The organism is Candidatus Mycosynbacter amalyticus, from assembly GCF_025273655.1.
In the GTDB taxonomy this organism is placed as follows: Bacteria; Patescibacteriota; Saccharimonadia; order Saccharimonadales; family Saccharimonadaceae; genus Mycosynbacter; species Mycosynbacter amalyticus.
Map to the genome: position 1 here is coordinate 621,316 of NZ_CP045921.1, position 12,435 is coordinate 633,750.

At 51.0% G+C, this 12,435-nt stretch carries 9 protein-coding genes and 1 tRNA gene; 2 read left to right on the top strand and 8 right to left on the bottom strand.

Annotation, left to right across the window (positions count from 1 at the left end; all coding sequences use genetic code 11):
• The 5 genes from GII36_RS03455 to recG all read right to left on the bottom strand — a co-directional run bounded on the left by GII36_RS03455 (position 1) and on the right by recG (position 5,096).
• Positions 1-85 (bottom strand) — tRNA-Leu (locus GII36_RS03455).
• Between the two features lie 583 nt (positions 86-668).
• A complete protein-coding gene (locus GII36_RS03460) occupies positions 669-1,565 on the bottom strand; it encodes an alpha/beta fold hydrolase (RefSeq protein ID WP_260762493.1) in 897 nt (298 codons plus the stop codon).
• A gap of 107 nt (positions 1,566-1,672) precedes the next feature.
• Positions 1,673-2,230 (bottom strand): 16S rRNA (guanine(966)-N(2))-methyltransferase RsmD, encoded by a 558-nt coding sequence (gene rsmD / locus GII36_RS03465; protein WP_260762495.1) that lies wholly within the window; start codon positions 2,228-2,230, stop codon positions 1,673-1,675.
• Positions 2,231-2,233: 3 nt separating this feature from the next.
• Entirely contained in the window at positions 2,234-3,004 is a 771-nt protein-coding gene (locus tag GII36_RS03470; RefSeq protein ID WP_260762497.1) for a hypothetical protein, read from the bottom strand.
• A 58-nt stretch (positions 3,005-3,062) separates the two neighbouring features.
• Positions 3,063-5,096: an ATP-dependent DNA helicase RecG gene (gene recG / locus GII36_RS03475; RefSeq protein ID WP_260762500.1), complete on the bottom strand. Its 2,034-nt coding sequence runs from the start codon at positions 5,094-5,096 to the stop codon at positions 3,063-3,065.
• Between the two features lie 85 nt (positions 5,097-5,181).
• On the opposite strand from recG, the gene GII36_RS03480 reads away from it, so the two are divergent.
• Positions 5,182-5,949, top strand: a complete 768-nt coding sequence (locus GII36_RS03480; protein WP_260762502.1) for an HAD-IIB family hydrolase — start codon at positions 5,182-5,184, stop codon at positions 5,947-5,949.
• 62 nt (positions 5,950-6,011) lie between these two features.
• Here GII36_RS03480 and tyrS read toward each other — a convergent pair whose 3' ends face one another.
• Entirely contained in the window at positions 6,012-7,262 is a 1,251-nt protein-coding gene (gene tyrS / locus GII36_RS03485; RefSeq protein ID WP_260762504.1) for a tyrosine--tRNA ligase, read from the bottom strand.
• Between the two features lie 125 nt (positions 7,263-7,387).
• Between tyrS and GII36_RS03490 the strand changes: the two genes are divergently transcribed.
• On the top strand, positions 7,388-10,033 hold the full coding sequence (locus GII36_RS03490; RefSeq protein WP_260762507.1) for a transglycosylase domain-containing protein: 2,646 nt from the start codon (positions 7,388-7,390) through the stop codon (positions 10,031-10,033).
• A gap of 72 nt (positions 10,034-10,105) precedes the next feature.
• Here GII36_RS03490 and GII36_RS03495 read toward each other — a convergent pair whose 3' ends face one another.
• Positions 10,106-11,065, bottom strand: a complete 960-nt coding sequence (locus GII36_RS03495) for a PIN/TRAM domain-containing protein (RefSeq protein ID WP_260762509.1) — start codon at positions 11,063-11,065, stop codon at positions 10,106-10,108.
• An 8-nt stretch (positions 11,066-11,073) separates the two neighbouring features.
• Positions 11,074-12,432: a DNA repair protein RadA gene (gene radA, locus GII36_RS03500; RefSeq protein ID WP_260762512.1), complete on the bottom strand. Its 1,359-nt coding sequence runs from the start codon at positions 12,430-12,432 to the stop codon at positions 11,074-11,076.
• Positions 12,433-12,435: the final 3 nt, after the last annotated feature.

Sequence of the window (12,435 nt, forward strand, 5' to 3'; positions counted from 1 at the left end):
TGGTACGGATGAAAGGACTTGAACCTTCACGCCCGAAGGCAATAGCTCCTAAGGCTATCGTGTCTACCAATTCCACCACATCCGCGTATTTGTGTGTGAATTACTTAATCCATATTATAGCATAAGAATTGGTCGTGTCCTATGTCTTTTTTGTACTTTTATTATGTAATGTTATTTACATACATTATGGCGTATCGTGCAATATCTTGGTATTTGCTTGTAAGATGGCTGTGTTATCCAGAACAAATTGACTCCACCGTGTACTCCCACGGGAACTCCTACGGTTACATATCCACCCGAGTGGGTACAAGTCTATACGACGGTTGCTCCTCTAATCGTGACTTATGCCTTTTTAGGCCATTGTGAGGCGTTATAACAGGGGTAAAATGAGAAATCGCACACAGTACACAAGGACACTTTTTATGCGCCATCTCACAAGCCTTAGGAGCTAGTGCCTCCGGGCGTGAAGGTTCAAGTCCTTTCATCCGCACCAACGTAAAAACATCGGAAATCCCGATGTTTTTACGTTTATGATATCTCGATTTCTCGCAACTTTTGTCGTGCGTCTCACCAGATACACGGAACCACAGCACCTAGAATGCGAATGGGCGGCTTCGCTGCATCATCTCTGATACATCGAAGCCGCCCAGGGGCAATCCATCTGACTACTAGCCAAACAGTCTGCCACACTCTCGATCGACAGCCGAACCCCACGCGCTCTTGTGCTCCTGGAACGTGAGGTGCTCTCCCTCGGGGATCTCAACCACTGTTGCGTCCGGGAATAGGCCCAGCCAGATATCACGGGCAACGTTGCCACGGATAGTCTTGTCTGAACCCGACTGGAGATACACCGACTCAATGCCCTCGAGCTTGGCCGCACTTGGCAGCGGCGCTCGAGCAATAGTGTCGGTCATCTCCAGAAACGCATTCAGTGTGTAGCGGCGCATCGCGTTGATGTGCGACCGCACTCGCTTCTCGAGTTTGAGATTGCCAGGCTCATCAAGATGAGAGTTGGGAATTCCTCGCAGCGCCAACCTGATGAACAGCTTTCCTGGCCAATTGAACACTGGTCCAGGATGCAGGAATCGCACAACCTGAGCGAGCTGTCGTTGTCCTGCCGGTAGTACCTCGTTGCAAAGGGCGGCGTCGGCACCAAAAACCACAACTCTGTCGAATTTTTCACGTAGGGTTGCGGCGAGCCGCAGCGCGTTGATCGCACCCATGGAACCCCCGAAGAAACATACATCGCGGACAGCGCTGGCCTTGACCTTATCGCGAAACGCACGGTACACCGCTTCGTGGTTGTAGCTGTCGAAGTCGTAGTCGACATAGAGCACCGTGCCCCACTGCGACAGCCGGGACATGATGTCATCCGCGTGTTCACTCGCGAGATTGAACGCCCCGTCGAGAAACACAATGTCACGATCTGCATCAGGGTTTTGCGAAAGAATATCCTCCACTACTACAGGACGCACCCACCAGCACGCTCGCACATGCCTGCCTATCTGCCACAGCAGCAGGACCAGTAGCACGACAATACCCAGTAGAACCCAACGAGTGGCCACAAAGACCACCCCCTTTCAGTCGATTTGTCGATGTCAAAGAGCTTAAATGTTATTATATCATAAGTTTATATAAATATCAATATATTTTCTACGCAACAAAAAGGCGCCTAAACGCCTTTTCGCCGACAATACATGAGGTGTGCTTCTCCGTAACTACGATTGTCCACCACAACAATTCCGTTTGGTAGCACAATGTCCTCACACTTGCCTGGTTTTGATATTACCATAAGCCCTCCTGGTTTGAGAAGCCCAAAAAGTTTTTCAATTGTGGATAAGTGCTGATTGTACTCGTAATATGGAGGATCGACAAAAATAATATCAAAGCTATCTGCCGCGCGCGATGAGATAAATGACTGCACGCGACCTCTAAAAAGCGTGTACTCTGGGTAGCTGACACCAAGGAGGTCCATACTCGTAGCAATAGTTTTTTGGGCAGCGCGACTATGTTCGACGGCTATGACTTCGTGCGCGCCACGACTGAGCGCTTCGAATCCCACCACGCCCGTTCCCGCATACGCGTCGAGCACGCGTGCGTCGGGGATATCTTGGATCAGCGAATTAAATAACGCCCCTCGAACACGCTCACCCATGGGGTGCGTCGTGCGTCCCCGCGGCGCATCGAGCTTGCGACCACCATATTTACCTGCGATGATACGAACTCGCATATACTACGATTCCTGTGCCTGAATTATGGCCGCATACCAGCCCATACAGACAGCTCGGACGATAAGCGGCACGAGCTCACGCTTAGTCTCCCGAGCGAGATGGCGCGTCCAACCTTTTTGTCCGAACTCGTCGTACATACCCATAGTATGTACGTCGTGTAAAATATGCAGAAATACAGCACGAAAACCGTCCTGGCGTAACTCAGCGATATCCGCTTCGTCGAAACGGTGAATCCCGTCGAGTGCTGCACCAGATAATGTCGTTGCGACTCCAAGCTCAAACGCAAGATGTGTCGTCATGACACCTTTGGCGCCCCAAAATTCCCAGTTGTTTTTTATACGCATGCGAGCAGTAGTGCCGGGAAGCACCAGCTTATCTTTGGCGCTATTGCGTGTCTCAAGACCTTCACCGCGCAGCTCTTCCAGTTTCTCCTCAAACGGATAGTGGTGTGCCGGCGTGAGGCCATCTGTAATTGCATGCGCCATCCAGGCAGCTTCAAACGCTGCGCGGTAGTAGTTTTCCATACGAAGCGCTTCTGAGAGATTGGCTATATGCTCATCGATCATGTCGAGAAGTGCCGTGTCGGACGGATCATCGGGGTTGATATAATGCCACGGCTCGTCGACCGCAGGGCTTTTGCGCTTGATACCGTCGGGTCCGTTTTTGCCCTCGAAATGCACAATGTCGCGATATGTCGGAAACTGAAATGCGCTCGGCAGATGCGAAGCAATGTGGCGACGTGCCACACGGTCAATGCGCTGATGTACGCCCATGAGGCGACCGGATTTAGTTCTGAACGTTGTGCCGGAGTACACTAATATCTCTTCGTGTTTAATTTAATGTTGTAAGCCGCTGGTTCTTCTCCACCTGCGCTGCTAACTGTGTATATTGTAACAAATCTTCACTTGAATCGAGAAATGCCCGAGCTGCAGCCTGCGCCCGAGCGATAAGCTTGGCGTCTCCCAAGCTAGCCACCTGGAGATTGAGTGCGCCGTGCTGCGAGCGACCATAGATTTCACCGGGACCGCGCAGCTTGAGATCCACTTCAGCCAGATAGAAGCCATCTTGTGACTTCTCAATCTCGCGCAGGCGCGCCGATGGTTTGGAGCTATCACTCATGACGAGGTAGCAGTAGCTCTGATGCGAGCTGCGCCCTACACGCCCACGTAGCTGGTGCAGTTGACTCAAGCCGAAACGATCAGCATTTTCAATAATCATGACGGTTGCATTTGGCACATTAACACCAACCTCTACGACTGTGGTGCTGACAAGTAGATCGAGCTCGCCACTCGCAAATCGCTGCATGACTTCCTCTTTTTCGCCCGGCGTCATCTTGCCGTGCAGCAAACCTACCTGGCGATGGCGAAACACAGTGCTGCGCAGTTTGCGGTACTCGGCCTCAACACTTTTTACGTCGTTTTCTGGATCTTCGTCGATGAGGCTGCAGATGATGTAACCTTGCCTACCTTGCGCCAGCTCTGTATCCACTGCAGCATACAATTTCTCGGTGTTGGTCGGCGCCCAGATCCTGGTGCTAATCGGCTTGCGACCAGCAGGTAGCTCGTCGAGCACCGACACATCGAGCTCACCATAGACAGTGAGGGCCAAGCTGCGTGGAATCGGCGTAGCTGTCATGGCCAGGAGATGCGGCATATGCTGCGATTTATCGAGCAAAGCCTGGCGCTGCGCCACGCCAAAGCGATGCTGCTCGTCGATTACCACGAAGCCAAGTTTATGGTACTCGACTTTTTTCTGAATGAGTGCGTGAGTCCCGACGATGAGATGTATGCCGCCACTCGCAATTTGCTCAAGCAGCGCAGCCCTCGCCTTGCCCTTAACAGCGCCTGTCAGCAATCCTACTTCCACACCGAACGGGTCTAGCAGTTCACGCAGGGTATCGGCGTGTTGAGATGCCAAAATCTCCGTCGGCGCCATGAGTGCCGACTGATAGCCAGCCCGAGCCGCTTGGCGTGCCGCAAACCCGGCGACAACTGTCTTACCCGAACCTACGTCGCCTTGCAGCAATCGGTTCATGGGTATCTGTGATTCGAAATCCTGGATAATCTGCCACGACGCTCGACGCTGGGCGTTTGTCAGCGCAAATGGCAGCTCGGCTACGAATTCTTTGGCAGCTACCACGTCAAACGGAATCTTGTAACCAGTCAGTCGACTATTTGCCCGCTTGTTGAGCTGGCTAGCCAGGAGTAACTCAAACAGCTCCTCAAAACCAACACGCTCCTTGGCTCTGGCGATTTGCTCCTGCGACTCAGGAAAATGCAGCGCGAGCAGAGATTCGGCGTTACTCATTAGCCCCTGCTCGGTCACAATGCCGGCTGGGAGCGTCTCGCCAAGCATAGTGATGGTAGGACGCAGACTCTCGACAAGCTTACGTAGCAGCTGCGGCTTGACCCCGCGAATCGAGCGGTAGACTGGCACGATTTTTTCACCCGTCTGCTGTTCGAGTTTCTTCGCCTGCTCTACACTTGGATTGGTGAGCTGGTAGCGATTGTAGCTAAACTCAAATGTACCGGTAAATAAGTACTTTTCGTCCGATTTGAGCTGAGTAGCTCGGTAGGGCTGGTTAAACCAGACAGCTTTGACCTTACTACTGTCATCTGCAAGTGTGGCAGTGGTGATTTTCATGCCGCGACGTACCGAGTGAGTTTCGGTCGACTCTACGCGCGCTACAATTGTGACTTTGCCAGGTTTCAAATCACTAATTGAACTTTGCTGGGTGTAGTCGTCGTAGGTGCGTGGCAGGTAATGAATCAGATCTTTAACCGTGCGCAGGCCCACTCGACGAAACGCGTCGTCGAGCTTGTCACCCACCCCCGAGAGTTCGCGTAGCGGCAGCGAAAGATTCATATACCACCAGTGTAGCAGACCCAGCGGTTGTCCGCTCTCTGAAGTTCATTTACAATAAGAGGACACATTACCACAGGAGGACGACATGAAGAAACTTATCGCATTTGACCTAGACGGCACCCTCGCCCCAAGTAAATCAAAGTTTGACCCACGCATGGTGGCGCTATTTGACAAGCTACTTGAGCACTTCGAAGTATGCGTGATTTCTGGCGGCAAATACGAGCTATTCCAACGACAGTTTTTGACTCAGATTACTACCGAGCCTCACTTGCTTTCGCGGCTTCATCTTATGCCTACGAGCGGAACACGTTACTATCGCTATGAAAAAGGTGATTGGCAGGAGAAATACGCCGAAAACTTCACCTCCGAGCAAAAAAAAGCCATCATTGCTGCACTCGCCGAAGGTCTAAAGGAGTCCGGGTACGCAGTAGCGAAGACCTATGGCGAGACAATAGAAGATCGCGATTCACAAATCACCCTCTCGATTTTGGGTCAAGAAATTGTAGCAGAACTTGGTGAAGAGGGTGTACGAATTAAGGAAGCTTGGGATCCAGACGGTACCAAAAAACTCAAAATTCGCGATATTGTAGCACCAAAAATTCCCGATTTCACTGTCCGTGCAGCTGGCGCCACTTCAATCGACGTTACCATGCCGGGTATCGATAAGGCCTACGGCATGGATAAGCTCATGGAAGCAACTGGCTATAGTAAATCCGACATCCTCTTCATGGGTGACAAAATTGTGCCTGGTGGCAACGATTATGCCGTCTACGAGCATGGTATCGACTGTATTGCGGTACGTAGTTGGGAAGATACAGCTTATGCACTCGAAGGTATTGTGTCAGCAATATAAAAAGCTGCAACAACTCAAAAACACCAGACTGAAACACCTGGTGTTTTTGCAATACCTGACCCTTACACAATCAGAATGAAAGTATTCTTGCCTTTTTTTAGCAGAGTGGTATTTGAAACCATCGTATCTTCAAAGACTTTCTCGCCATTAATAGTGATAGCTCCTCCCGCAAGCAGTCGTCTACCTTCGCCTTTACTTTTAGCGACTTGGGCCTTGACAAGCGCCTCCGATATCATTAGTGTTGGCGCAGTATCTTTTCCATCGATAATTGTCTGGACACGCTCAATAGTGGGTAGCTCATTTGTAAGAATCTCTAATAAATCTGTGTTTAAGGCATCAAATGCTTCATCACCAAACAGCACATTTGTGGCTTGCACTGCGGCCTGCGTTCGCGCTTCACCGTGAACCAGATTTGTCACTTCCCAGGCTAAGCGTTTTTGCGCAACGCGCGTATGCGGCGCGGCTGCTTGCTCGGCTGCAATCTTGTCGATTTCGTCTTTGCTTAGTAATGTATACATCTTCATGTAGTCAATCACACCTTCGTCGTCGACATTGAGCCAAAACTGATAAAACTTATAGACACTGGTTTGATTAGGGTCGAGCCAGATTGCACCGCCTTCACTTTTGCCAAATTTTCGACCCGTCGCTTTGTTGATGACAAGCGGTACGCTATAGACATGCGCCTCGCCACCTTCGATGCGACGAATCAAATCGACTCCGGCGATAGAATTACCCCACTGATCTGCGCCGCACACCTGTAGTGTCACATCATGTTCACGATAAAGATGCAAGAAATCGTAGCCCTGGATAAGGCTATAACTAAACTCCGCATAGCTAATACCGTTGCCGCCATCTCCCAGACGAGTCTGAATAAACTCTCGTCCGAGCATCATACTCATCGGCACATGCTTACCGACATCACGAAGGAAATCAAGATAGTTAATATTTTTGAACCAGTCATAGTTGTCGACGATATGAAAATTGAGCCCACCAAAGACCTGTTCGTATTGCCGTGCTATCTCCGATTTGTTGGTGGCGATCTCGTCGACAGCCTTAAGATCACGTTCGTCAAGTTTACCATCTGGGTCACCTATCATACCAGTCGCACCACCTACCAGTAGATACACTTCATGGCCGTGCGCTGCCATATGGCGCACCATCAGCGCTGCAGCAAGATTACCAATCTGCATTCCTCGACCGCTTGGATCGACCCCAAAGTACAGCTTGCGCGACACGCCGTCAAGCGCAGTTATATCGTCAAATGTCGTCTGGTTGACGAAGCCACGCCACGTCAGTTCTTCAGAAAGTGTCACTCGGGTTGTATCCTTGTTTTGCAAATTATCGTATATCACCATCAATTGTAGCAGAAATAAAGATTTTCGGACGCCAAATGTCTGCTATAATGGGGTGTAATACTGCTTATGGGAAAAAGAGAGTTGTGACTAAAAAATCTTCACCGCGTAAGATGAATCTTTATGCGAATTTGTCGCATAAACGTAAAACCAAAAAAGACCTCAAGGCACGCAAACGCGCTGAGTATTTGGCAACGTTGCCGAAACATCCAGTCAAGCGTTTCTTTGCTCGCATGCACCCAAGGCGCGTGGCCGGCTACTGGTTTAGTCGCAAAGGCGGCATGATGCTACTCAAGATCGTCGGCGTGCTAGTACTCGTGGGTGTACTCACTATAGGCTCTCTCTTCGCCTACTATCGTCGCGATCTCAACTCTATCCGTCCAAGTGAGCTTGCTAAGCGTGTTCAGACAACCGTCACCAAATACTACGACCGTAACGGGCAGCTCCTATGGGAAGACAAAGGCGATGGCGACTACAAGCTCGTCGTAAAAAGTGACCAGATAAATCCTTACATGAAAGAGGCGACCGTCGCTATCGAAGATCGCGATTTCTACAACCACCGCGGCGTGAGCCCAACCGGACTCGCGCGTGCAGCGTTTAACAATGCCAGTGGCGGCAGTACACAAGGTGGCTCTACCCTCACACAGCAGCTTGTCAAGCAGGTCTTCTTCTCCGACGAATCGCAAGATCGCGGACTCAGCGGCGTACCGCGCAAGATCAAAGAGCTCATTCTGGCGATCGAAGTCGAGCGCATGTACGACAAAGATCAGATTTTGACACTATATCTCAACGAGTCGCCGTACGGCGGTCGCCGCAATGGAGTGGAAAGCGGTGCGCAAACCTACTTCGGTAAATCAGCTAATGATCTCTCATTGCCAGAGGCAGCCCTTCTGGCCGCTATCCCGAACCAACCGGGACTCTACGACCCATACAACGAAGCAGGGCACGAAGCGCTTATCGCACGCCAACACAAGGTGCTGGACTCAATGCGCGAAACTGGTAAGATAACACAAAAAGAAGCAGACGACGCCAAGGCATACGATGTCATCGCCAACATCAAACCGCAGGTCAATACAAATGAAAATATTAAAGCGCCTCACTTTGTGCTTGAAGTACGCAAACAACTGGAGAAAGAGCTTGGAAAAGCAACGGTGGGACGAGGTGGTCTTACCGTCAAGACAACACTTGATCTCAAGGCGCAAGAAGCAGCCGAAAAAGCTGTTGCTACTGGCGCGGGCATGCTCAAAAACTACGGCGCCGACAACTTGTCGTTGTCTTCGGTGGATGTCAAAACAGGCCAAATTATCGCCATGGTCGGGAGTGTTGATTACAACAAAGACATCTATGGGCAGCAAAATAGCGCTACCTCGCCACTTGAACCAGGCTCAAGTATCAAACCTATCGCCGACTACGCACCACTCTTCAAACAGCGCGAAGGCACCAATTATGCCCCAGGTTCGATCCTGAAAGACGAAAACATCAACTCAATCTACTGCGCCGGCTCCACTTCGAGCTGCTCGCTCAACAACTACACGCGGCGCTTCTACGGCAATGTGCCGATTCGTCAATCGCTTGCCGGCTCGCTCAACATTCCAGCTGTAAAAGCCATGCAGATCAATGGTGTTGAAGATTCACTCAAAACTGCCCGCGACCTCGGTGATTCATCGTATTGTACAGACAATAATAATGCAGGCTTATCTGCAGCAATCGGTGGTGGTTGTACTGTTAAGCAAGTTGAGCATACCAATGCATATGCCTCACTGGCTCGTGGCGGCTCGTACAAACCTCTCGCCTATGTACTTGAAGTGCGCAACGCTTCCAACGAAGTACTCAAAAAATGGGAAGACCCCAAAGCTAAGCAAGTTGTCGATCCACAGGTTGCCTATATGTTGAGTAGTATTCTCAGCGATGCTTCGGCTCGCTCAATCACGTTTGGCTCACAAGGTAGCTCGTACGGATTCGTAGTGCCAAATGTGTGGACCGCTTCCAAAACGGGTACGACCGAGAATGGTAACGGTCAGGCAAAAGACTCGTGGTTCATGAACTACTCTCCAGCTGTTGCTACTGGTGTTTGGATGGGTAATCACGATGGTAAACCGCTTGGCTCAAGCGACAACTCGGTTGTGCGCCGCGTGTCAAACGATTACACGGCAGCTGTCCATACGCAGGTGTATCAGCCTGCAAAACAGTGGACACCGAATCAGCAGATCACGCGCCCGGATGGCATGAAAGATCTTGTCATCAATGGCAAAAAAGATATCTATCCTTCGTGGTACGATCAAAAAACAGCTGCCACCGCCGTGAAGATGACGTTTGACAGTGTCTCGAAAAAGAAGGCAACCGACTGTACGCCAGAAGGTGCGCGCGTCGAGCTCTCTGTCACCAAGACAACAGACCCAATCACCAAGAAAGATGCATATATTGCGCCTGACGGCTATGATGCATCCAAAGACGACGACAAACACAAGTGTGATGATATCAAGCCGAGTGTCACAGTGACTGTTACCAAATCCGGATCAAATGTAACGATCACTGCCAATGCCACCCAAGGCACCAATCCACTCACATCCCTCAAGATATCCGTAGGTGATACGGTAGTAGCCGATGTACCAGTATCTGGTAGTGGAAGCTATTCTGCCACAACCACCGTCACTGGACCGCAGACAATCACCGCCACACTGCAAGACAGTGCGCTCTACAGTGCGAGTGGCTCACAGCAATACAGTCCATAGGCGTAGCAACTCCATGTATACAAAATCCCGTGTCGATATGCGCGGGATTGTGTAGTTGTGAGTATAATATGTTTACTGTTTATCGATGAGGCTAATGAGCGAATCCTCACCGCTCTTTGGCTTGGAACTACGTCGCTGTGATGGTCGACGTCCACTCGTGCGAGGCGGTTTTGTCTCAGTATGCATAGTTGGCTTCGACTTTTGTGAAGATGTAGGTGTAGGGGTTACAACTGGCGCTTCGACAGGCGTAGAGAGCTGCTTTTGCTGCTCGGGTTTACGACCGCCACTTTTGCGCTGGATCAGCTTTTTGACGGGCTGACTATCGGACTTCGACGGCTTACCAGGCTTGCTGCCAGCGAGCCGAGCAAACATCATCTTACCAGCATCTGTCTGCAGTACACGGATAAACTCTACTTCGACCTTGCTCCCGACCTGTTTGGCTGCCTGCTCTACTACCACCATTGTGCCGTCCTCTAGATACCCTACCCCCTGGTGGCTGTCCTGGCCGCGAGTCACGAGCTCGATAGTAGCCGATTCTCCCGGCATATGAACAGCACGGATATTCTTTGCCAGTTCGTTAATATTGAGTACCTGTACGCCCTCCACCTGTGCAACCTTATTAAGATTGTAGTCGACAGTACAGACGCTCCCATGGTATTTCTTGGCTAGCTCAATCAACTGTTCGTCTACGCCACGCTCTGCGACACCATCCTGCATAATACGTACAGATACCTGATCGATAGCCTGTAGTTTACGCACAAGATCGAGTCCCTTGCGGGCTTTGGCGCGCTTGTCACTGTCGCCGCCATCAGCCAGCAGCTGCAGCTCCCTGAGGACGCTGCGAGGTATCACGAGCTCGCCCGGCACAAACCCCGCCTCGGCAATGGCAAGAATTCGCCCGTCTATAAGCACCGAAGTGTCGACGTATACGCTCTGACGTGCGACTTTTTTGCTCCGAGACGATGTAGCTACAACAGTGTACGTCGTCTCGGCTAGTATCACGAGCGCGATAATAAGTAGTAAATATTCCATAATTTCTCCTATTTGCGCAGATAGTCGACAAGTGCCGACCGCATATCTGCGACTTCTTTGATAAATGATGATTTCTTGTGACCTGCACCGGGAGCAAGCGCTTGTTTGAATCCGAGCTTCTTCGCTTCGGCGATACGCTTGTCAACGGCTTTGACCGATCGTACCTCTCCACCAAGTCCTACCTCGCCAAACACCACAGTGCCACTTGCAAGTTTATGTCCAGCTGCCGCACTCGCAATCGCCATACAGATCGCTAGGTCAGCGCCTGAGTCACTCAGCTTCATGCCGCCAACAACATTGATATAGATATCTTTGTCTGATAATTTCAGTTTAGTGCGGCGTTCGAGGACCGCAATGAGAAGATTAAGGCGATTGAGGTCGAACCCCGAAGCTGTACGTTTAGGATACCCGAAACTCGTGGGATTGACAAGTGCTTGGATCTCTACGAGTAGTGGGCGAGTACCTTCAAGCGTGGCCAGCACCACCGAGCCGTCTTCGTCGCGACGCTCAGCAAGCAGTGCTGCAGACGGATTCTCTACTACTTTGAGCCCTTCCTGGTCCATTTCGAATATAGCGGCTTCATTGGTCGAACCATAACGGTTTTTGACGGCGCGTACCACTTTAAACCCGCCATACCGGTCACCGTCGAACTGGAGCACCACATCCACCAAATGCTCAAGCACTTTTGGCCCAGCAATAGTTCCCTCTTTTGTTACATGACCCACTAAGATGACGGCCGCCCCTGTCTCTTTTGCGGCACGTATGATGACATTGCTACTATTGGTAATCTGACTGACAGTTCCTGGAGCCGAGGTGATTTCGGCTAAACTGAGTGTCTGAATCGAATCGATAATTACTACCTGATACTTACCGCTGCGGATCGTGGCGGCAATATCGTCAGCACTGGTGGATGCCACAAAGCCAAGTTCCTCTTGCCCCTGAGCCCCCAATCGTTCAGCACGCTGCTTCACTTGGTGAGCAGATTCCTCACCGCTAGCATACAACACAGTATGTGAATGTGCGATATGTGCCGAGATTTGCAACAACAGCGTACTTTTGCCCATACCCGGCTGTCCCGCCAGTAGCGTGACACCACCAGGGAGTATACCGCCCCCAAGCACCGTGTCGAGGTCCTGGATTCCCGTAGAAAGACGACTCATACGCTCCTCTGGATCAATCGAGCCAAGCGTTTGTGGATCGAGCACACTACCACTTGAGGCACTGCGCGCCACGGCAGACTTACCGACCGCTTGCGGTATTTGCTCGACGAGCGTATTCCACTCGCCGCAGTTTTCACAGCGCCCCATCCACTTCGTGTAAGTCGCTCCGCACTGCTGGCATATAAATTGTTGCTTAGGTTTTGCCATATT